20 protein-coding genes are annotated in these 19,964 nt (G+C 75.3%); 8 read left to right on the top strand and 12 right to left on the bottom strand.

The genetic code is table 11. The features are described 5' to 3' along the window. Positions 1-3: 3 nt before the first annotated feature. The 4 genes from ACFQBR_RS01765 to ACFQBR_RS01750 all read left to right on the top strand — a co-directional run bounded on the left by ACFQBR_RS01765 (position 4) and on the right by ACFQBR_RS01750 (position 4,492). Positions 4-840: an NUDIX hydrolase gene (locus ACFQBR_RS01765; RefSeq protein WP_344176305.1), complete on the top strand. Its 837-nt coding sequence runs from the start codon at positions 4-6 to the stop codon at positions 838-840. A gap of 82 nt (positions 841-922) precedes the next feature. After that, positions 923-2,044, top strand: coding sequence for a J domain-containing protein (locus tag ACFQBR_RS01760; RefSeq protein ID WP_344176303.1), 1,122 nt, complete (start codon positions 923-925; stop codon positions 2,042-2,044). Between the two features lie 58 nt (positions 2,045-2,102). Then, positions 2,103-3,098 carry a hypothetical protein gene (locus tag ACFQBR_RS01755; protein ID WP_267945876.1) on the top strand — a complete coding sequence of 332 codons (996 nt, stop codon included), beginning with the start codon at positions 2,103-2,105 and terminating at the stop codon, positions 3,096-3,098. Then, positions 3,095-4,492: an adenylosuccinate synthetase gene (locus ACFQBR_RS01750; protein ID WP_267945877.1), complete on the top strand. Its 1,398-nt coding sequence runs from the start codon at positions 3,095-3,097 to the stop codon at positions 4,490-4,492. The genes ACFQBR_RS01755 and ACFQBR_RS01750 overlap by 4 nt, the downstream gene beginning before the upstream one ends. 140 nt (positions 4,493-4,632) lie before the next feature. On the opposite strand, the gene ACFQBR_RS01745 is transcribed toward ACFQBR_RS01750, so the two are convergent. Next, positions 4,633-5,142, bottom strand: coding sequence for a hypothetical protein (locus tag ACFQBR_RS01745; protein WP_267945878.1), 510 nt, complete (start codon positions 5,140-5,142; stop codon positions 4,633-4,635). A gap of 148 nt (positions 5,143-5,290) precedes the next feature. Here ACFQBR_RS01745 and ACFQBR_RS01740 point away from each other — a divergent pair, with 148 nt between their 5' ends. Further along, positions 5,291-5,716 (top strand): PPOX class F420-dependent oxidoreductase, encoded by a 426-nt coding sequence (locus ACFQBR_RS01740; protein ID WP_344176299.1) that lies wholly within the window; start codon positions 5,291-5,293, stop codon positions 5,714-5,716. Positions 5,717-5,731: 15 nt separating this feature from the next. On the opposite strand, the gene ACFQBR_RS01735 is transcribed toward ACFQBR_RS01740, so the two are convergent. Then, positions 5,732-6,604: a LysR family transcriptional regulator gene (locus tag ACFQBR_RS01735; RefSeq protein ID WP_344176297.1), complete on the bottom strand. Its 873-nt coding sequence runs from the start codon at positions 6,602-6,604 to the stop codon at positions 5,732-5,734. Positions 6,605-6,826: 222 nt separating this feature from the next. Here ACFQBR_RS01735 and ACFQBR_RS01730 point away from each other — a divergent pair, with 222 nt between their 5' ends. Beyond that, positions 6,827-7,885, top strand: a complete 1,059-nt coding sequence (locus ACFQBR_RS01730) for a tartrate dehydrogenase (protein WP_344176295.1) — start codon at positions 6,827-6,829, stop codon at positions 7,883-7,885. Positions 7,886-8,119: 234 nt separating this feature from the next. Here ACFQBR_RS01730 and ACFQBR_RS01725 read toward each other — a convergent pair whose 3' ends face one another. Further along, positions 8,120-8,677, bottom strand: coding sequence for a TetR/AcrR family transcriptional regulator (locus ACFQBR_RS01725; protein ID WP_344176293.1), 558 nt, complete (start codon positions 8,675-8,677; stop codon positions 8,120-8,122). Then, positions 8,667-10,232: an MFS transporter gene (locus tag ACFQBR_RS01720; RefSeq protein WP_344176291.1), complete on the bottom strand. Its 1,566-nt coding sequence runs from the start codon at positions 10,230-10,232 to the stop codon at positions 8,667-8,669. Before ACFQBR_RS01720 ends, ACFQBR_RS01725 begins: the two co-directional genes overlap by 11 nt. Positions 10,233-10,517: 285 nt before the next feature. On the opposite strand from ACFQBR_RS01720, the gene ACFQBR_RS01715 reads away from it, so the two are divergent. Together ACFQBR_RS01715 and ACFQBR_RS01710 are read left to right on the top strand one after the other, a co-directional pair. Further along, positions 10,518-11,795, top strand: a complete 1,278-nt coding sequence (locus ACFQBR_RS01715) for an NAD(P)/FAD-dependent oxidoreductase (protein WP_344176289.1) — start codon at positions 10,518-10,520, stop codon at positions 11,793-11,795. 164 nt (positions 11,796-11,959) lie between these two features. Then, positions 11,960-12,829 carry an alpha/beta fold hydrolase gene (locus ACFQBR_RS01710; protein ID WP_344176287.1) on the top strand — a complete coding sequence of 290 codons (870 nt, stop codon included), beginning with the start codon at positions 11,960-11,962 and terminating at the stop codon, positions 12,827-12,829. A 273-nt stretch (positions 12,830-13,102) separates the two neighbouring features. Here ACFQBR_RS01710 and ACFQBR_RS01705 read toward each other — a convergent pair whose 3' ends face one another. The 8 genes from ACFQBR_RS01705 to ACFQBR_RS01670 form a co-directional block, all read right to left on the bottom strand. Beyond that, positions 13,103-13,852: a YebC/PmpR family DNA-binding transcriptional regulator gene (locus tag ACFQBR_RS01705; protein WP_267945886.1), complete on the bottom strand. Its 750-nt coding sequence runs from the start codon at positions 13,850-13,852 to the stop codon at positions 13,103-13,105. Beyond that, positions 13,849-14,457 carry a pyridoxal 5'-phosphate synthase glutaminase subunit PdxT gene (gene pdxT / locus ACFQBR_RS01700; protein WP_344176285.1) on the bottom strand — a complete coding sequence of 203 codons (609 nt, stop codon included), beginning with the start codon at positions 14,455-14,457 and terminating at the stop codon, positions 13,849-13,851. The genes ACFQBR_RS01705 and pdxT overlap by 4 nt, the downstream gene beginning before the upstream one ends. A gap of 101 nt (positions 14,458-14,558) precedes the next feature. Further along, complete coding sequence (gene pdxS, locus ACFQBR_RS01695) at positions 14,559-15,470, bottom strand: pyridoxal 5'-phosphate synthase lyase subunit PdxS (RefSeq protein ID WP_267945888.1); 912 nt, start codon at positions 15,468-15,470, stop codon at positions 14,559-14,561. Positions 15,471-15,655: 185 nt separating this feature from the next. Further along, on the bottom strand, positions 15,656-16,189 hold the full coding sequence (locus ACFQBR_RS01690) for a hypothetical protein (protein WP_267945889.1): 534 nt from the start codon (positions 16,187-16,189) through the stop codon (positions 15,656-15,658). A gap of 61 nt (positions 16,190-16,250) precedes the next feature. Next, positions 16,251-17,444 carry a glycosyltransferase family 4 protein gene (locus tag ACFQBR_RS01685; protein ID WP_344176281.1) on the bottom strand — a complete coding sequence of 398 codons (1,194 nt, stop codon included), beginning with the start codon at positions 17,442-17,444 and terminating at the stop codon, positions 16,251-16,253. Between the two features lie 7 nt (positions 17,445-17,451). Beyond that, positions 17,452-18,402: a phosphatidylinositol mannoside acyltransferase gene (locus tag ACFQBR_RS01680; protein WP_344176278.1), complete on the bottom strand. Its 951-nt coding sequence runs from the start codon at positions 18,400-18,402 to the stop codon at positions 17,452-17,454. Positions 18,403-18,423: 21 nt separating this feature from the next. Further along, positions 18,424-19,074, bottom strand: a complete 651-nt coding sequence (gene pgsA / locus ACFQBR_RS01675; protein WP_267950463.1) for a phosphatidylinositol phosphate synthase — start codon at positions 19,072-19,074, stop codon at positions 18,424-18,426. A gap of 181 nt (positions 19,075-19,255) precedes the next feature. After that, the gene (locus ACFQBR_RS01670; RefSeq protein WP_344176275.1) at positions 19,256-19,828 is read right to left on the bottom strand and encodes an HIT family protein; all 573 of its coding nucleotides are present in this window, start codon (positions 19,826-19,828) and stop codon (positions 19,256-19,258) included. Positions 19,829-19,964: the final 136 nt, after the last annotated feature.

Below are 19,964 nucleotides of genomic sequence, written 5' to 3'. Positions count from 1 at the left end.
CACGTGACCGAGGACAGGACGCCCCAGCACGACGAGCCGGAGAGCAGGTTCCTCTCCGGCTACGACCCCCACGCCTTCGCCCCCGCCGCGGTCACCGTCGACGTCGTCGCCCTCACGATCCGTCCGGAGGCCGGGACCGGGGAGACCGGGGCCCGGCGGACGGGGACCCCCCACGTACTGCTCACACGGCGCGCCGCCCACCCGCAGCGCGGCCGGTGGGCGCTGCCCGGCGGGTTCGTCCGCGCGGAGGACGGGCCGGACGGCCCCGCCGACCCCGACCTGCCCGAGGCCGCCCTGCGCGTGCTGTCGGAGAAGACCCGGCTCCCCACCGAGCTGCACCTGGAGCAGCTGGGCACCTACGGGGCGCGGGGGCGCGACCCCCGCATGCGCGTGTTCTCGGTCGCCCACATGCTCCTGGCCCCCGACCTGCCCGACCCCCACAGCGGCAGGGACACCGAGGAGGCCGCCTGGGTCCCGTGGAGCGAGCTCGGGCACGGCGAGGGCTCCCGGGCCGGCCGCGACCTCGCGTTCGACCACGGGCGGATCCTCGCCGACGCGGTCGAACGCGCCCGCTCCAAGCTGGAGTACACCGCCCTGGCCACCGCGTTCCTGCCGTCCGCCTTCACCATCACGGCACTGCGGGAGGTGTACCAGGCGGTGTGGGGGCGCACCCTGCACGCCGCCAACTTCCACCGCAAGATCCTCGCCACCCCCGGGTTCGTGGAGGACACCGGGGAACTCGCCGAGCACGGCGGCTCCGGAGGCGGGCGCCGTGCCCGCCTGTACCGGGCCGGCGGCGCCGCGCTCCTGCACCCGCCCCTGCTGAGGAGTACCCAGTGACCGGGGCGGTCCGACCGCCCCGGCGCCGCCCCACCGTCCCCGCGCCGGGGGCCGCGCGCCACGTACGGGAAGGGAGGGACCGATGAGCACGGAACAGCACGACACCGCGGCGTTCGACACGGCCCTGCGCACGGTCTCCATGGCCGAGGACCCCGCCGCGCTGTTCGGCCCCGTGCCGGTCGGCGGCGGAGCCGTCCCCCCGGCCGCCACCGCCGAGTACCGCCGCCTGGCCCGCCTGGTCCACCCCGACCCGGCGCCCGGGAGCCGTCGCGCGGAGGCCTCGGAGGCCTTCACCCGGCTCACACGGCTGTGGGCCCTGTACCGGGAGATGGCCGCCGGGGACCTGCGCTTCGACGACCTCACCCTCGCCACCCGGACGCGCGCCTACCGCGTCGCGGCGGGACGCCTGGCCCGGGGCGACGTCGCCGACCTGCACCCGGTCCGCTACCGCGACGGGGAGTGGCACGACGCCGTGCTCAAGCTCCCCCGGTCCCCCCGCGACAACGACCTGATGGAGGCCGAGGCGACCGCCCTGCGCCGCATGCGCGAGAAGGGCCACGAGCACTACCGGGCGTTCGTCCCCGAGCTGGTGGACTCGTTCAAGCACCGCGACTCCGCGACCGGGGTGGAGCGGCGCGCGAACGTGCTGGGGCGGCTGCACGGCTTCCACACCCTCGCCGACGTGCGCCGGGCCCACCCCGACGGGATCGACCCCCGCGACGCGGCGTGGATGTGGCGCCGCCTGCTGGTGGCCGTCGGCAACGCGGCGCGGGCAGGGGTCGTGCACGGCGCGGTCGTGCCGGAGCACGTGCTGGTCCACCCCGCCGAGCACGGGCTGGTGCTGGTCGACTGGTGCTACTCGGTGACCTCGCACGCCTCGCGCACCGCACCGCACGTCCCGGCCGTGGTGCCGGGCCGCGAGGACTTCTACCCGCCCGAGGTGGCCGCGCGACGCCCGGCCCTGGCGCAGACCGACATCCACATGGCCACCCGGTGCGTCGAGTTCGTCACCGGGGGGCGCCTGCCCCGGGAACTGCGCTCCTTCGCGCGCGGATGCACCCTGCCGGCGCCCGAGCGGCGGCCCCGCGACGGGTTCGCCCTGCTCTGCGAACTCGACGACGTGCTGGAGCGCGTCTTCGGCCCGCGCCGGTTCCGCCCGTTCCACATGCCGGAACCCTCCCCACCCACCGCCCCCGCCCGCTAGGGCACCGACCCCGCGGCCCCTCCCGGCCGCCCCCGTCCCCTCAGAAGGAGACCCACCCATGGGAAACAGCAACTGGTCCACCGACGCCTACCACGCGCGCCAGGCGTACAACTCCTCCGTCGGGTCCAGCAGCTTCGGCTACACCGACGACGTGCTCGCCTCCACCCCCCGCAGCAAGTGGAAGACCCACCCGAGCCTGGACCCCCGGGACGTCGGCGTCCGGGAGAGCCGCGACTCCGACGAGCACCCCAACTCGCTCGCCATCTCCGTGCTGTTCGACGTCACCGGCTCCATGGGCACCGTGCCCCGCGTCCTCCAGACCAAGCTGCCCGACCTGTTCGGACTCCTGCTGCGCAAGGGGTACGTGGAGGACCCGCAGATCCTGTTCGGCGGGATCGGCGACGCCACCTGCGACCGGGCGCCGCTCCAGGTCGGCCAGTTCGAGTCGGGGAACGAGCTGGAGGACGACCTCGGCAACATCCTGCTGGAGGGCGGAGGGGGCGGCCAGGCCACCGAGTCCTACGAGCTGGCCATGTACTTCATGGCGCGGCACACCGCGATGGACTGCCTGGAGAAGCGCGGACGGCGCGGCTACCTGTTCGTCATCGGCGACGAGATGGCCTACGGGTCGGTCAAGGCGCGCGAGGTGCGCGAGGTGATCGGCGACGACGTCACCGAGAACATCCCGTTCCCGCAGATCCTCGCCGAGCTGCGGCGCAGCTTCGAGGTCTTCTTCATCATGCCCACGGGCAGCCACTACTACGGCGACCCGAAGGTCAGGGGGTTCTGGGACACCCACCTGGGCCAGAACGTCATCTACCTGGACGACCTCGAAGCGGTGTCGGAGACCATCGCGGTCACCGTCGGGCTGGCCGAGGAGGCCATCGACCTGGAGGAGGGGCTCTCGGACCTGGCCGAGGCCGGGTCGGACGCCGGGGAGGCGGTCGGCAAGGCACTGCGCCCCCTGTCCTCCGCGCGCGGCTCGGTGGTGGTCGCACCGGCCCCGGGCGGCCTCCCCGCGGGGGCCGACGAGGGCGGGGTGGGCCGGCTGTGACGGGCACTCCTCCGCGGTGGTCCGACGGGAACGCGGTCGTCGTCGACCTGGGGTTCGGCGACGCGGGCAAGGGCGTGACGGTGGACCTGCTGTGCGCGCGGCGGCGCTTCGGCGCCGTCGTGCGCGCCAACGGGGGCGCGCAGGCGGCGCACAACGTCGTCGCCCCCGACGGCCGGCACCACACGTTCGCGCAGTTCGGGGCGGGAACCCTCGCCCCGGGCGGGCCGGTCCCCACCCACCTGTCACGGCTCGTGGTCGTGGACCCCTTCGCGCTGGCCGCCGAGGCCCGGCACCTCGCGGAGCTCGGGGTCCCCGATCCGTTCTCGCTGGTCACGGTCGACCGCCGGGCGCTGGTCAGCACGCCCTGGCACCAGGAGGCGAACCGGGTGCGGGAGCGGGCGCGCGGCGCCGGCCGCCACGGCTCCTGCGGGATGGGCGTGGGCGAGGCCATGGCCTACGCCCTGGCCCGCCCGGAGGACGCGCCGACCGCCGGCGACTGCGACCGCCCCGAGCGGCTGCGCCGCAAGCTGCGCCGCCTGGCCGACCACCTCGACGCGGTGCGGAGGGAGGCCGCCCGCTCGGGCGGTGCTCCGCGGGAGGCCGGTCCGGTGCCGGACGTCGAGGAGTGCGTGTCCGCGTACCTGGCGTTCGCGCGGCGGGTGCGGCTGGTGGACGAGGAGTACCTGCCCGGCCTGCTGGCCCGCTCCCCCGTGGTGTTCGAGGGGGCCCAGGGCGTGCTCCTCGACGAGTGGCACGGGTTCCACCCCTACACCACCTGGTCGACCACGACCACCGCGAACCCGCTCGCCCTGCTGGCCGAGGCCGGGCGGCCGGGTGACGCCCGCCGGATCGGCGTGGTGCGCACCTTCACCACCCGGCACGGCGCCGGACCGCTGGTGGCGGAGGACCCCGCGCTGGGCGAGCGGCTCGTGGAGCGGCACAACGGCACACACCCCTGGCAGGGGCCGTTCCGGGTGGGCCACCTCGACCTCGTGGCGCACCGGTACGCGCTCGCGGCCACCGGCGGGGTGGACTCGCTGGTGGTCACGCACGCCGACGCCCCCGCCCGTGCCGGCGGCCGGCTGCGCTGGTGCACCGCCTACACGGGCCCGGACGGGGCCCCGCTGGAGATCGCCCCCGGCGACGCGCCCGCGCCGGACCACCCCGCCCTCCGGGAGCCCGGCGGGCGCCGCGGGGGTCCCGCGGACGCCACCCGCGCCGCGGAGCGCCTGGCACGGCAGGAGCGGCTCACCCGGGCCCTGGAGTCCGCCGACCCGGTCCTCTCCGCCGCCCCCGCCGCACCGGAGGCGCTCGCCGAGGCGCTGGGCCCTCCGCTGGAGGCGGTGTTCTCCGGCCCCACCCGGGCCGACGCCCTCGTCCCGTCGGGCGTCTGACCGGCCTCCCCGCGGGGCCGGGGCGGACCGGCGTCCGGAGGACACCGGTGGAGTCCCCGCCCGGACGGCGGCGCCGGTCGGGGCGGGACCGGATCCGGCGGTAGGCGCCGCACGGGGCCCGGGGCGCCGGCCGCCGCGCCTCAGACCACGGTCAGGTGGTAGGTGGTGTCCACCCGGAAGCCCCGGCCGCTGTCCGCCCGGATCTCCAGCACGTACCCTCCGGGGCTCAGGGGGGCGACCGCTCCCCACAGCCCCCAGCTGTGCCTGCGGACCCACAGCGGGCTGCGGAACACCCCCTGGAACTCCTCCAGCGGCAGGGGCACGCCGTTGAGGTGCGCCTCGGCCCTCGCGACCGGGATGGCCGCCGGCTCCGGGGAGTACTCGAAGGTGTGCTGCCGGTTGAGCACCGGGAAGAACAGGGGGCGCCCCGAGGGCACCTCGCACCGGCGCACGACCCTGCCCCCGTAGGTGCCGGCGAGGAACCACAGGTCCTCCGGCTGGTTGAGCGCGGCGTGCCGGCCGGTGGCGTCCCTGACGGGATCGCACCCCTCCGGCGCGGACCACACCCACTTCCACCAGCGGGCCGAGAGCGCGACGCCCTCGCGGGCCCCGATCCGCCACGTCCCGCCGTCCGGCACGACCTCGCTCATGACGACCCCTCTCCCCTGCCCGACCGCCCACCACGGACGCCTTCTCTGCGTGGATCGTACAGATATCAGTGGTTTCCTCAGCGCGCGGGCACACGCGTGGGACGTGTCGCGACGGCGGTCACGGACGGACCCGGGTTAGCGTTGCGCCGTGACTTCCATCTCCGATCCCCGGGTCCGCGACTTCCTGCTCGAAGGCACCCGCACGGGCAAGCTCGCCTACGTCGCCGCCGACGGCCGCCCCCTGGCTGCGCCGGTGTGGTTCACCGTCGAGGGCGACGAGCTCGTCTTCAACACCGGCAGGGAGACCGCGAAGGGGCGGGCCATCGCCCGCGACCCGCGGTTGACGCTGGTCGTGGACCTGGAGGAGGCGCCGTTCGGCTTCGTCCAGGTCCAGGGCGAGGCCGCCGTGTCCGAGGACCCCGGCGAACTCGTCCGGACCGCGACGGTGATCGCACGGCGCTACATGGGGCCCGACCAGGCGGAGGAGTTCGGCCGGCGCAACGGCACCCCGGGCGAACTCGTGGTGCGCGTGCGCCCCACGAAGGTGCTCGCCGCCTTCGACATGACCGGCTGAGGGCCGGGGGCCAGCTCAGCCGACCGCGTGGGCGGCGAAGGCCTCCGCCCCCGCGGTGAGGGGCCCGCGCCTGCTGATCAGCGCCACGTCCAGGTGACCGGTGGGGACCAGGTCCAGGACCAGCGCGCCCGCCCTCTCGGCGAGGTCGCGCCAGGCGTCGGTCACCACGGCCAGTCCCGAGCCGGCCAGGACCAGCGGCAGGACGGAGAGGCGGTCCTCCGTCTCCACGGCGATGTGGGCCTCCAGCCCGTCGGCGACCAGGTCGTCGACGAACCGGCGCATGCCCGACCCCTGCTGGCCCACGATCAGCCTCCGGCCCGCCAGCCGCTCGACGGGCACGGGCTCCCCCTCGCGGAAGGGGCCGTCCCGCGGGGCCAGGAGCACGAAGGCCTGCCGGACCAGCGGGCGCACGCGGACCCCGGCCTCGGGAAGCGGTCCCGCCGTGGCCACCACGCCGAGCTCGCACGCCCCGGTCCGGACCATGTCGACCGCGTCGCGCGCGGTCAGGGCCACCCTGACCGACACCGACATCTCCGGGTGCAGCGCCGTGAACCCCGAGACCAGGCCGGTCAGCGGCTGGATCGCCTGGGTGGGCAGGGTCGCCACGTCCACCCTGCCGCGCCTCAGCCCCTGGGCCGCCTCGACGGCGGAGCGGGCCAGGTCCAGGCCGCGCACGGCCTCGCGGGCCGGTCCGACCAGCGCGTGCCCGGCCCCGGTCAGGACGACCCTGCGGCCGATCCGGTGGAAGAGGTCGCTGCCCAGGTCCCGCTCCAGCGACCGGAGCGCCTGGGAGAGCGAGGGCTGGGCCAGGTGGAGGGCGGTGGCCGCGCGGTTCACGCCGCCGTGGTCGACCACGGCCAGGAAGTACTCCAACTGCCGGACGTCCACAGCGAACTCCCGTCTCCTTATAGGCCTGGCCTATCAAAGGTATCGGCAGACGGTCTTGGACGCGCGCCCCGGCGGCTGCTGGGATCGGTGCAGGAACGAGCCGCCGTCCGCCGGGCTCCCGCGCACGCCGCGGGACCCGCGTGCCCCCGGGCCCACAGCTCCCCTCCGCCGGGCGCCCCGCGCCCCCGCCGGGCACACCGGCCCTCATTCACGGGAGACGACATGAAGCACTACCGCATCGCCACGATCCCCGGCGACGGGATCGGCAAGGAGGTCCTGCCCGCCGCCCGCGCCGTCCTGGACCGGGTCGGCCGCCACCACGGCCTCTCGCTGGCCTACGACGAGTTCGACTGGTCCTGCGAGCGCTACCTGGCCGAGGGCTCGATGATGCCCGAGGACGGCCTCGACCGGATCAGGCACCACGACTCCGTACTGCTGGGCGCCGTGGGCCGGCCCGGGGTGCCCGACCACGTCTCGCTGTGGGGACTGCTCATCCCCATCCGGCGGGGGTTCCGGCAGTACGTCAACCTGCGCCCGATCTCCGTCCTGGAGGGGGTGCCGAGCCCGGTCTCCCGGGCGCTCCCCGGAGAGGTCGACCTCGTGGTCGTGCGCGAGAACAACGAGGGCGAGTACTCGCAGGTCGGCGGGCGTATCTTCGAGGGGACCCCGGAGGAGACGGTCGTCCAGGAGTCGGTGTTCACCCGCAGGGGCGTCGAACGGGTGCTGGAGTACGCCTTCGACCTGGCCGGCCGGCGCGGCGGACGGCTGACCTCCGCCACCAAGTCCAACGGGATCGTGCACACCATGCCGTTCTGGGACGAGCTGGTGGCGGAGCGCGCGGCCGAGCACCCGGACGTGTCGTGGGAGCAGGAGCACATCGACGCCCTGGCCGCCAAGATCGTCCTGGACCCGGCCCGGTTCGACGTGATCGTCGGCTCCAACCTGTTCGGGGACATCCTCAGCGACCTCGCCGCCGCGGTCGCGGGCGGTATCGGGGTGGCCCCGTCCGCGAACCTCAACCCGGAGCGCGAGTTCCCGTCGATGTTCGAGCCGGTGCACGGGTCGGCCCCCGACATCGCGGGCCGGGGGCTGGCCAACCCGCTCGGCGCGATCTGGTCGGCGTCGATGATGCTCGACCACCTGGGCCACGCCGAGGCGGGCGCGCAGGTGATGGACGCGGTCCGGGGCGTCCTGGCGTCCTCGCCGGTGCGCACGGCCGACCTGGGCGGGACCGCGGGCACGGACGAGTTCACGGGCGAGGTGCTCAGCCGCCTCCCCTGAGCCCGCCCGGGACCGGGGCCCCGCCCGCGCCGGTCGGTCCCCGTGGCGGGGCCGTCCGTGGGGCGGGGGCGCCGGTGCGGACGGACGCGCGCCGCCGGTCGCCGGGACCCGCCCTCCACGAGGCGGAGGGCGGGCGCGGTCGCGACCACGGGACGGGACCCCGGCCGTCACGGGGCGGGGCGTCCGCGACGCCGGTCGGGACTCGCCGGTGCCGTCGACGGCCCTCGGGCGGGTTCACCCCAGCGCCCTGCCGAGGACGCCCCGGATGTGGTCCGGGTCGGCCTCGCGGTCGTCGAGGAGGATGGCCGCGCACAGGCCGTCGGACAGCGCGACGACGGCTTCGACCGCATCGGGGTCGTCGGTCTGGGTCCGGGCGAGCTCCGCGACGTTGTCGCGCCAGTGCCGTGCCACCGGCCGCAGGGCGGGGCGGCGGGCCGCCAGGGTCGACAGCTCCCGTTCGGCGAGTGCGCGTTCCCGGCCCGGGCCGGCGGATTCGGCGATGAGGTGGGCGAGGCCGGCGATCGGGTCGTCCTCGGACTCGATGAGTCGGCGGATGCGGCGGGTGTACTCGTCCGTGACGCTGGTCAGGGCGGCCACCAACAGGTCGTCCAAGGTCGCGAAGTAGTAGAGGGTCAGGCTGGTGGTGATGCCCGCCTCCTTGGCCACGGTGCGGTGGGTGACGCCGGAGGCCCCGTCGCGGCGGACGATCGCGAGCGTCGCCTCGATGATCTGGGCCCGGCGGCGTTCACCGCGCAGTCTGCGCCCGTCGACAGGTTTTCGTTCAGCCGCCATCTTCCCGCTCACCAGTGGTCGCCGTTCCTGCCGACGAGGCTATCGGCTCCGTCCCACCGGCGGTGTCGCCCAGGGGCCGGAGGTGGCGCAGCGCCGTGAAGCAGACCAGCGAAGCAGCCGCCACGGCGAGGCCGGCCAGCACGGCGGCGGTGTTGAGTCCGCCGGTGAACGCGGCTCGTGCCTGGTCGAGGGCCGGGGCCGACAACTGGTTCCCGAGGGAGGAGGCCCCGAGGAGGCTGTCACCGTAGGCATCGGCCTCGGAGGGGGACAGCCCGGACGGGGCCTCGACCCGGCTCCGGTAGATCACGGTGGTCAGGCTTCCCAGGAGCGCGACCCCCGCCGCGATGCCGAGTTCCTGAACGGTCTCGGAGAGCGCGGCCGCCGATCCGGACTTCTCCGGTGGCGCCGCGCCCACGACGATGTCGGTACCGAGCGCGGCGATGACCCCGAGTCCGAGGTAGACGAACGCGAATCCGGCGATCACGCCCGGTGTGCTGTCGGCCCCCGCGAGGGAGAGCAGGGCGTATCCGGACAGCGACAGCGCCAGGGTGGCCGACATGACGACGCCGGGCGACACGCGAACGGCCACGAGCGGGGCGCCGACGGCGCCGACGAGCATGGCCAGTGCGGGCGGCCCCATCCACAGCCCGGCCGTCAGCGGTGAGAGGCCCGCGACGAGCTGTAGGTACTGGGTGACGAGGTACATCGCTCCGCCGAAGCCGGCCAGGCCGACCAACAGGACGGACAGGGCCGCGGAGAAGGCCCGGCCGGTGAAGAGCCCCATGTCCAGCAGCGGCTCGCTCAGGCGCAGCTGGCGACGGACGAACGCGACCGCGGCTCCACCGCCGACGAGGGCCGCAAACACCGCAGGGGCATCGACGCCGTGGGCGGCCGCGTGCTTGACCGCGTAGACGATCGGCAGCATCGCCGCGAGGGACAGCCCGACGCTCAACAGGTCGAGAGGGCCGGCGGAGGACCGGTACTCCGGCAGGAGCACCGGCGCGGCGACCAGGACCAGCACGGCGACCGGCACGGCGACGAGGAAGACCGCGCCCCACCAGAGGTCGGCGACCAGCGCCCCGCCCGCGACCGGGCCCGCCGCCATCCCCAGGGCGAACATCGTCGCCCACACGCCGATCGCCAGCGCCCGCTGCCGGACGTCGGTGAACATGGTGCTGACCAGCGACAGCGTCGAGGGCATGAGCGTCGCGCCGGCCACTCCGAGCAGTGCCCGCGCCACGATCAGCCACAGGGCGCTGGGGGCGAACGCCGCGAGGACCGAGGTCGCGCCGAACGCCGCCGCCCCGATCATCAGCAGTCGGCGCCGCCCGATCCGGTCGCCCAGCGTCCCCATCGTGATCAGGAAGCCCGCGATGAGGAAGCCGTAGGCGTCCATGATCCACAGTGTCTCCGTCGCGGTCGGGTCCAGGTCCGCGGCCAGGCTCGGAACGACGAGGTAGAGCGCCGTCACGTCGAGCCCGAGCAGCATGGTCGGCAGCGCCAGCAGCGCGAGACCGATCCACTCGCGCCACCCGGCGCGCTCTGATTTCCCCATGCCCGCCACGCCCTCTCAGAAGTAGTTGAACCAACGTACTACTTGTACCATAGTTCAACATTTGGTGGCGGAGAGGACGGCGCCGGGCCCCACGGGCGCCCGCCCCTCGGCACGGAGGGCCGGCGGCGACGGCGCCGGGCGACACCGGAGCACCACTGTCATGGCTTCGACCCTTGTGCCGCCGTGACATCCAAAGCCCCTTGTGTTGTCCTCTGGGGACAACACCCGGGTGCGGGCGAGGCACCAGTCTGGGGATCGGGCACACGCAGGACGGAGGGCACGGACATGGCGGGCAGGGGTCTCGGCGGCAGGGCACGGAGGGTGCTGGTCGTCGGCGCGGGGGTCGTCGGGCTGTCCACGGCCTGGTTCCTCCAGGAGCACGGCGCCCGGGTCGTCGTCATCGACCGCGGCGACGTCGGCTCCGGCGCGTCCTGGGGCAACGCCGGATGGCTCTCGCCCGCTCTCGCGCTGCCCCTGAACGAGCCCGGCGTCCTCCGCTACGGCGCACGCGCCCTCCTGGACCCGTCCGCGCCGCTGTCGGTCCCCCTCTCCCCCGACCCCGGCCTGTGGGCCTTCCTCGCCCGCTTCGCCGCGCACTGCCGGTGGGGCGCGTGGGAGCGCGCGGTCCGCGCCAACCTGCCCCTGAACTCCGCGTGCCTGGACGCCTTCGACCTCCTGGCCGAGGGGGGCGTCGTGACGACCGGGGTCCGCGCACCCGTCACGGCGGTGTTCCGTTCGCCCGGCGCCGCCGTCGCACTGCTGCGCGAGCTCGACCGCGTGGCCCGTTCTGGGCTGTCCGTGGACCGCTCCGTACTCACCGGCGACCAGGCGCGCGAGGCGGTCCCCCAGGTCTCCGGCCGCGTGGCCGCGGCGGTGCGCCTGGAGGGGCAGCGCCATGTGGACCCGGGCGCCCTGGTCCGGGCCCTGGCCGCGTCCGTGCGCGAGCGCGGGGGCGAGGTCCGGGGCGGCGCGGAGGCCGTCGGCCTCCGCCCTGACGGAGGCGGGGTCGTCGCGGACCTCGCCGGTTCCCGGGGTTCCTCCGGCGGGGAGCGGCTGACCGCCGACGCCGCGGTCGTGGCGACGGGCGCGTGGTTCGACCGCCTCGTCCGCGCCCACGGCGTCCGGGTCGGGGTCCGCGCCGGCCGGGGCTACTCGTTCACCGTCCCCACCGACGTCCCGGTCCCCGGTCCCGTGTACCTCCCCGAGGCACGGGTGGCGTGCACGCCGTACCGGGGCGCGATGCGCGTGGCGGGGACGATGGAGTTCCGACCGCCGGACGCGGCCATGGAGGAGCGGCGGGTCGCGGCGATCGTCAGGTCGGCCCGCACCCACCTGGCCGGGGTGGACTGGGAGGGCCGTACCGACGAGTGGGTCGGCCCGCGTCCGGTCACCCCGGACGGCGCGCCCCTGGTCGGGGCGACCCGCACGCCCGGCGTGTACGTGGCGGGGGGCCACGGGATGTGGGGGCTCACCCACGGTCCCGTCACGGGGCGGCTGCTCGCCGAGCAGGTCGCCACCGGGAAGCGCCCCGAGGAGCTGCGCCTCCTCGATCCGCTGCGCTGACCCCCGGCCCGCGGCGCGTGCGAGCACCGCCCCGGCCCCGCCCCTCCTGCCAGGCCCGCGCCCCGTCCCGGGGCCGGGCCGCTTCCCGTGCCCCGGCGCGCCCCGGACGGCTCCCGCCGGTCCGGGTCCCGTGCGCGCCGCGGCCTGCCGTCCGAAGGTGAGAGATGTCGACCCCGTTCCCGGCACACGTGCGCGTGTACCGTTCCAGATCCGGCGAGGCCGCCGTGCGCTCGTGGTGCGAGAGGGAGCTGGCCGCCTGCCCGGGGATGCGCCCCCTGCCCCGGATCGTGGCGGACGGCCGCGGCACCCGGGTCCACGTGCTCGGCGGCGGTGGCGGGGTCCCGGTCCTGGTCCTGCCCGGTGCGGGTATGGGCGCGGCGACCCTCACCGGCGCCGCGCGGCTCCTGGCCCGGGACCGCACCGTGATCCTCGCCGACCTGCCGGGGCAGCCGGGGCTGAGCTCCCCCCTCCGCCCCCTCGGGGGCCGGGCCGCCGCCTACGGCGCGTGGCTGGACGCCCTGCTGCCCCAGGTCACGGACCGCCCGGTGGTCCTCCTCGGACACGCGCTGGGGGCCGCCGCCGTGCTGTCCTCGCCGCCCTCTCCGCTGGTGGACCGCCTGCTGCTGGTCAACCCGGCCGGCCTGGCCGCCCCGGCGAGGGATCCCGGGCGCCTGCGCGCGACGTGCGCGTGGCGGCTCCGCCCCGGTGAGGACACCAGTGCCCGGCTGATCGGCGCGTGGGGCGGGCCGGCCGGGCCGGGGCCGCTCGCGGAGTGGATGACGCTGGTGGGCCGCCACTGCCGGGCGGACACGGTGCCCGGTCTGCTGCGGGGCGAGGAGTTCCGCGACTGGCGCGGGACGCCGGTGACCGTGGCGACGGGGGCACGCGACCGCGTCGTCTCCCCCGCGCTCCTGCGCGGGGCGGCCCGGCGGCTCCTGGACACCGGCGTCCACGAGGTCGCGGACGCGGGGCACCTGGTGCTCCACGAGGCTCCGGAGCAGGTCCGCGAGCTGCTCCGGAGGGGCGGCGGCTGAACCCGCGGCGCGACCGCGCAGAGGGGCTCGGCCACCGGCGTCCGCGCCCGGTCCCGGTCTCCTCCGCGTCGCGCGCGACGGGTGGAGCCGTCGCGGGGCGGCCGGGCACGGGCGGTGACGGCCCCGCGGCCCGCCCGGGGTCCCCCGGCGCGGTGGTCCGAGGGGTCCGCGATCCCGTACCCGTGGCGGGCCGTCGTCCGGGACCCGCCACGGGTACGGGATCAGCGGGGCCGGGGGCCGTGTGCCGCGCCGGCCACGCCCGCGGCCGGCGCGCTAGCCGAGTTCGGCCATGACCTCGTCGGGGATGTCCGCGTTGGTGAAGACGTTCTGCACGTCGTCGGAGTCCTCCAGCGCGTCCACGCACCGCATGACCTTCTTGGCGGTCTCGGCGTCGACCGGGACCTCCATGGTCGGCAGGAAGCTGGAGTCGGCGGACTCGTAGTCGATGCCGGCCTCCTGGAGCGCGGTGCGCACCTGCACCAGGTCGGTGGCCTCGCAGACGATCTCGAACGCCTCGCCCAGGTCCTCGACCTCCTCGGCCCCTGCGTCCAGCACGGCGAGGGTGACGTCGTCCTCGGTCGTCCCCTCCTTGGGGACGATCACGACGCCCTTGCGGTTGAACATGTACGACACCGATCCGGCGTCGGCCATGTTGCCGCCGTTGCGGGTGACCGCCACGCGCACCTCGGACGCGGCGCGGTTGCGGTTGTCGGTCAGGCACTCCACGAGCAGCGCCACGCCGCCGGGGGCGTAGCCCTCGTACATGATGGTCTGCCACTCGGCGCCGCCGGCCTCCTCGCCGGAGCCCCGCTTGCGTGCGCGCTCGATGTTGTCGAGCGGCACCGAGTTCTTGCGCGCCTTCTGGATGGCGTCGTAGAGCGTCGGGTTCCCGTCGGGGTCCCCACCACCGGTACGCGCGGCCACCTCGATGTTCTTGATCAGCTTGGCGAAGAGTTTGCCGCGCTTGGCATCGATGACGGCTTTCTTGTGCTTGGTGGTGGCCCACTTGGAGTGGCCGCTCATGCATGTCCTTTCACGAGGTCGACGAAGAGGCGGTGGATGCGCGCGTCGCCGGTCAGTTCGGGATGGAAGGACGTGGCCATCAGGCCGCCCTGTCGTACGGCGACGATCCTACCGGCCCCGTCGGGGCCCGGTACGCTGCCGAGCACCGTGACCTCGGGGCCCGTCCGCTCCACCCAGGGCGCGCGGATGAACAGCGCGTCGAACGGCGCGCCGTCCAGGCCGTCGATGTCCACGGGCGCCTCGAAGGACTCGGTCTGGCGCCCGAAGGCGTTGCGGCGGACCGTCATGTCGATCCCCCCGACGGTCTCCTGCCCCTCGACGGCGCCCTCGACGCGGTCCGCCAGCATGATCATGCCCGCGCACGTGCCGTAGGCGGGCATCCCCGCCCGGACCCTCTTGCGCAGCGGTTCCAGCAGACCGTACCTGACGGCCAGCTTGGACATCGTGGTGGACTCCCCGCCGGGGAGGACCAGGCCGTCCACGGTGTCGAGCTGGTCGGGGGAGATCACCTTGGCGGTGTGCACGTCCAGCGTGTCGAGGACGCGCAGGTGCTCGGCGACGTCGCCCTGGAGGGCGAGGACTCCGATGGTGGGTCTGCTGGTCACGAACGGCCTCACTCGTCGGCTGAGGGGGGAGCGGGGACGGGGGGCGGGAGGCGGCACCGGCGCGGGACCGCCTCCCGCCCGGGGCGCCGGGGCGCCCGGGTCTACCAGCCGCGTCCGGCGTAGCGCTGGGCGTCGGAGAGCTCGTCGAGGTTGATGCCGACCATGGCCTCGCCCAGACCGCGGGAGACGCGGGCGATCACGGCGGGGTCCTCGTAGTGCAGGGTCGCCTGCACGATGGCGTCGGCGCGCCGGGCCGGGTCGCCGGACTTGAAGATGCCCGAACCCACGAACACGCTCTCCGCCCCGAGCTGGCGCATGAGGGCGGCGTCGGCCGGGGTGGCCACGCCGCCCGCGGAGAACAGCGGAACGGGGAGCCTGCCCAGGCCGGCGACCTCCTTGACGATCTCGAACGGGGCTCGCAGCTCCTTGGCGGCGCCGAAGAGCTCGGCCTCGTCCAGGGTGCCCAGGCGCTTGATCTCGGAGCGGATGGACCGCATGTGCCGGGTCGCCTCGACCACGTTGCCGGTCCCGGCCTCCCCCTTGGAGCGGATCATGGCCGCGCCCTCGGCGATGCGGCGCAGCGCCTCGCCGAGGTTGGTCGCCCCGCACACGAAGGGGACGGTGAACGCCCACTTGTCGATGTGGTAGGCCTCGTCGGCGGGGGTGAGCACCTCGGACTCGTCGACGAAGTCGACGCCGAGGGACTCCAGGACCTGCGCCTCGACGAAGTGCCCGATGCGGACCTTGGCCATGACCGGGATGGAGACGGCGGCGGTGATGCCGTCGATCATGTCCGGGTCGGACATGCGGGCGACGCCGCCGTCCCTGCGGATGTCGGCGGGGACGCGCTCCAGGGCCATGACCGCGACGGCGCCGGCGTCCTCGGCGATCTTGGCCTGCTCGGGCGTGACGACGTCCATGATGACGCCGTTCTTGAGCTGCTCGGCCATGCCTCGCTTGACGCGCTGGGTACCGACCACTGCCTCGGTGCTGTTCGATGCGTTGTTGGCCACGGTTGTGGACTCCCGTTCGTCGAGTTGCCGCTGGGGCCTGCGGTCGCCGGGCAGCGGGGGCGGCGGCCGCGCGGTGGCACGCGGGCACCGTCGGTGCCGCGCACCCCGGGTCGACCAGCCCCCCATCCTAGTTCCACCCCCTTTCGGGGGCTTTGGCCAGATCGGTGGTTTCCCGGACCGGGGTTCTACAGGGTGTCGGGGCGGGCGGCCGGGGGCGCGGTCCGGGGCGGCCGGTCGTCGATCTCGAAGTAGTCCGGCAGGGGCGCGGTGCCCGCCAGGCGGAACACGCGGACGATCCTGGAGCGGCGCGCCCGGCGGGTGTCGGAGACGGCGTCGTTGTAGAAGGTGCGGGCGATGTGGACGCCCTTGGCCGCCGCCTCCACCTCGGCCCGCACGGGGGGCGCCGACGCCGCGCCCCCGGGCCCCGCTTCCTCGACGACGTCCCGCAGGACCCGGGAGAGCCTGCTCTCCGCGAGGTCGAGGCGCCGCTCCCCCGCCTCGCCGGCCGCCGCGACCGCCTCCTCCAGCGCACGGGCCCCCGCCCGCGGAACGCACCCGGCCCCCGCCAGGGCGAGCACGGCGGACCGGCGGCGCGCCAGCGCGCCCTCCAGCCCCGCGCGGGCCACGTCGACCCGGTGGTGCAGGCGGTGCAGGCGCGTGGCCCTCCAGGACAGGTAGAACCCGAACAGCGCCAGGGCCAGGACCGCCCAGGCGACCACGGCGGCGAAGAGGACGTCCTCGATCAGGGCCGCTCACCCCGATCCGCGGTTCCGGTCCCGCTCACACCGACCCCCTCCGCAGCAGAGCCGTGGCGCGGGGCCCGGTGTCCAGGCGCACCCCCGGGCGGCGCCCGTCACCGGTCCCCTGCCCCGCGAGCACCGTCTCGTACACGTGGACGACGTCGGCGGCGACGGTCTCCCAGTCGTAGGCGCGCACCGCCCTGCGGGCGGCCGCCGAGAGGGCGCGGCGCCGTTCCGGGTCGTCCAGGAGCGCTCCCGCCCGCTCCGCCAGGTCGGCGGGGTCGCCCGCGGAGAACAGGTCTCCGGCGCCGCCCCCCTCCAGCACCGCGGAGAAGGCGGGGATGTCGCTGGCGACGATCGCCGCCCCCGACGCCATCGCCTCGGTCAGGACGATGCCGAAGCTCTCCCCTCCCAGGTTGGGGGCGCAGAAGACGTCGGCGGAGCGGTACGCGCGCGCCTTGTCGGCGTCGTCCAGGCGGCCGAGCGGTACGACGCGCTCCCGGAGCCCGGCGGGGACGCCGGCCAGCGCGGCCTCCCGGTCCCCGGGACCCGCGACCAGCAGTCGCAGGCCCGGGCGCGCGGGAGCCATCAGGGCGAAGGCGTCCAGCAGCACGGCCAGGCCCTTGCGCGGTTCGTCCAGCCTGCCGAGGAAACCGAGGGAGCCGCCCTCCCCGGGCCAGCCCGGCAGGGGGTCGGCGTGCTCGAAGGCCCGCACGGCGACCCCGTTGGGGATGAGCACGGCGTCCCCGCCGACGTGCTCCACCAGGGTCCGCCGGGCGGCCTCGGACACGGCGATGCGTCCGTTGATCTTCTCCGTCGCCGAGCGCAGGGCCCGGGAGCTCGCGGCCATCGCCCGCGAGCGGGGGTTGGACGTGTGGAACGTGGCGACCAGGGGGCCGTCCGCAGCCCAGCACGCCAGCAGGGAGACGCTGGGCGCCGAGGGCTCGTGGACGTGCAGCACGTCGAAACCGCCCTCGGAGATCCAGCGGCGGACCCGTGTCGCCGTGCGCGGACCGAAGCTGAGCCTGGCCACAGACCCGTTGTAGGGGACCGGGACCGGCCGCCCCGCGGGGACGAGGTGGTCGGGGAGCACGGCCGTCCCGGCGTCGCCCACCGGGGCGAGCACCGACACCTCGTGCCCCATGCCGGTCAGGGCCTCGGCGAGGTCCCCGACATGCTGCTGCACCCCGCCCGGGACGTCCCAGGCGTAGGGGCAGACCAGGCCGATCCGCATGTGCGCCTCACCCGTCCCGGCGCCCGGGGGGACGGAGGTCGGCGGCCCCGGCCCCCGGGCGCCGCAGTCGGTCCTGCTCGTGGTCGAGGCTGAACACCGGCTGGAGCATGTGCCAGTCCTCGGGGTGCTCGGCGATGGCGCCCTCGAAGACCCGGGCCAGCTCCTGCGCGGTGGCCTGGATCCGCGCGGAGCGCGTGGGCCCCTCCGCGACGGGGATCTCGTCGTGGACGCGGATGTTCCAGTACGGGCCGTCGTACCAGAGCGAGACCGGCATGAGTGCGGCCCCGGTGTTGAGGGCGAGCGCGGCGGGCCCCGAGGGCACGCGGGCGCGCTCACCGAAGAAGTCCACCTCCAGGCCCGTGCCGTGGATGTCGCGGTCGGCGAGCAGGCAGACCAGCCCGCCGTCGCGCAGCCGGCGCGCCAGGGTCGCGACCGTGTTGCCTCCGCCGGTCAGCGGCAGCACCTCCATCCCCAGGGACTCGCGGTAGGCCGTGAACCGTTCGAACAGGCTCTCCGGGCTCAGCCGCTGGGCGACGGTGGTCAGGGGGGTGCCCCGGAGGGTGATCCAGGCCCCGGCGTGGTCCCAGTTGCCCATGTGGGGAAGTGCGGCGACCACGCCCCGGCCCGACCCGATGTGCTTCTCCAGGACCTCGATGCCGGTGGCCCGGGTGCGGCCGAGGATGTACCGCTCGTCCATCGCCGGCAGCCGGAACATCTCGTAGTAGTAGCGCATGTAGGAGCGCATGCCCGCCCGGGACAGCGCGCGCAGCCGGGCGTCGGTGGCCCCGGGGCCGAGCAGGCGGCGCAGGTTGCGCTCCAGGCCGCGCGTCCCGCCGTCGTGGGCGCGCCAGGAGCGGTCGGCCAGGTGCCGGAAGACGGCCCGGCCCGCCCCCTCGGGGGCGCGTCGGACCAGCTCCCAGCCCGCGGAGTAGGCCAGATCGGCCCAGCGTTCGTCCACGTCGTGCTCCCCGTCCTTTCCTCAGGCCCCGCCGACGGTGTCGTCGGTGCCCTCCGCCGTGCCTTCCGTGCTCCGGGTGACGTCGACGTAGGAGGGGTCGTTGAGGCGGGCCCTGGTCTCGACCAGGCGCTGGAGGACCGTGAGCAGGCTCATCCCGGCGAGCAGCCACAGGCCGCCGGCCAGGACGTAGGGCACGCCGAGCTCGCTGAGCCCCACGGCCACCAGGATGATCACCAGGCGTTCGGTGCGCTCGGCGACGCCGACGTCGCAGTTGACGCCCAGTCCCTCGGCCCGCGCCTTGATGTAGGACACCATGAAGCCGCTGATCAGGCAGAAGAGCGTCAGTCCGGCGAGCAGCGGGTCGTCACCGTCGCCGATGAACCACCAGAGCAGCCCGGCGAGGATGGAGGCGTCGGCCACGCGGTCGAGGGTGGAGTCGAGGAAGGCTCCGAACGCGCTGCCGCTGTCGTTGGCGCGCGCCACCGCGCCGTCGAGCATGTCGAAGAGCGCGAACACGGTGATGACGACCGAGCCCGCGTACAGCTGGCCGCGGGGGTAGAAGTAGAGCGCGCTGATGACGACGCCGGTGGCGCCGATGATGGTCACGAGGTTCGGTGTGAGGCCGATCCGGGCGAGGCTCCGTCCGAGCGGAGCGGTGACCCGGGAGGTGATGGGGCGAAGGATTCTCAGCATGGCTTCTTGTGATCGTAGGGCGGGAACGGCCCCGGGGGTGGGAACCGCGTCCGGTGGGGGTGGCGCGCCACCGGACCGCCCGGTGCCGGGCCGGGGGCGGCGCCGCGGCCGTGCGTTGTCGCGGCCCTGGGGCCGCCGCGCGGTCGGTGCTCGGGGCTGTCTAGTCGCGGGGCCAGTGGTCGGCCAGCTTCTCCCGGGTCTGCTCCAGCATCTCGGGCAGCACCTTGGTGTGGCCGACGACGGGCATGAAGTTGGCGTCGCCGCCCCAGCGCGGAACGATGTGCTGGTGCAGGTGGGCGGCGATGCCCGCGCCCGCCGCGGTGCCGAGGTTCATGCCGACGTTGAAGCCCTGCGGCCGGTAGGCCGCGGTGAGGGCGCGGATGCCGGCGCGGGTGAGCGCGGCGACGTCCGCGGTCTCGTCCTCGTCCAGGCCGGTGTACTCCGAGACGTGGCGGTAGGGGCACACCATCAGGTGGCCGCTGTTGTACGGGTAGAGGTTGAGGACCGCGTAGGCGCTCTTGCCGCGGGCGACCACGAGTCCTTCGGGGTCCGTGAGAGCCGGGGCGCGGCAGAAGGGGCAGCCGTCCTCGGGGCGGGAGCCGGTGGGCTTGCCCTCGCCCTTGATGTAGGCCATCCGGTGCGGGGTCCACAGGCGGTCCCAGCCGTCGGGGGAACCGGTTCCCGCTCCGGGGGCGTCCCGCTGGTCGTCCCGCCCGTCCTCGGCACCGTTCATGGGTCGTCCGTTTCCGTCGCCTGACCGTACTCTCCGCGTCCCCAGCATAGGAGGGCCCGCGCGCGGGCGTGCCGCCGTGCCGCGGGGCGGCGGCCTCCCCGCGAGGCGCCCCGGCTCGCCCGGTTCGCGGCCCCGG

The organism is Nocardiopsis tropica, from assembly GCF_042660575.1.
GTDB lineage: Bacteria > Actinomycetota > Actinomycetes > Streptosporangiales > Streptosporangiaceae > Nocardiopsis > Nocardiopsis tropica.
This window is presented reverse-complemented; position numbering and strand designations above follow the sequence as displayed.

Excerpts from the sequence above, each read along its gene's own strand:
- ACFQBR_RS01760 (WP_344176303.1), top strand. The coding sequence starts at position 923 with ATGAGCACGGAACAGCACGACACCGCGGCGTTCGACACGGCCCTGCGC.
- ACFQBR_RS01755 (WP_267945876.1), top strand. The coding sequence starts at position 2,103 with ATGGGAAACAGCAACTGGTCCACCGACGCCTACCACGCGCGCCAGGCG.
- ACFQBR_RS01745 (WP_267945878.1), bottom strand. The coding sequence starts at position 5,142 with ATGAGCGAGGTCGTGCCGGACGGCGGGACGTGGCGGATCGGGGCCCGC.
- ACFQBR_RS01730 (WP_344176295.1), top strand. The coding sequence starts at position 6,827 with ATGAAGCACTACCGCATCGCCACGATCCCCGGCGACGGGATCGGCAAG.
- ACFQBR_RS01725 (WP_344176293.1), bottom strand. The coding sequence starts at position 8,677 with ATGGCGGCTGAACGAAAACCTGTCGACGGGCGCAGACTGCGCGGTGAA.
- ACFQBR_RS01720 (WP_344176291.1), bottom strand. The coding sequence starts at position 10,232 with ATGGGGAAATCAGAGCGCGCCGGGTGGCGCGAGTGGATCGGTCTCGCG.
- ACFQBR_RS01715 (WP_344176289.1), top strand. The coding sequence starts at position 10,518 with ATGGCGGGCAGGGGTCTCGGCGGCAGGGCACGGAGGGTGCTGGTCGTC.
- ACFQBR_RS01710 (WP_344176287.1), top strand. The coding sequence starts at position 11,960 with ATGTCGACCCCGTTCCCGGCACACGTGCGCGTGTACCGTTCCAGATCC.
- ACFQBR_RS01705 (WP_267945886.1), bottom strand. The coding sequence starts at position 13,852 with ATGAGCGGCCACTCCAAGTGGGCCACCACCAAGCACAAGAAAGCCGTC.
- ACFQBR_RS01685 (WP_344176281.1), bottom strand. The coding sequence starts at position 17,444 with ATGCGGATCGGCCTGGTCTGCCCCTACGCCTGGGACGTCCCGGGCGGG.
- ACFQBR_RS01670 (WP_344176275.1), bottom strand. The coding sequence starts at position 19,828 with ATGAACGGTGCCGAGGACGGGCGGGACGACCAGCGGGACGCCCCCGGA.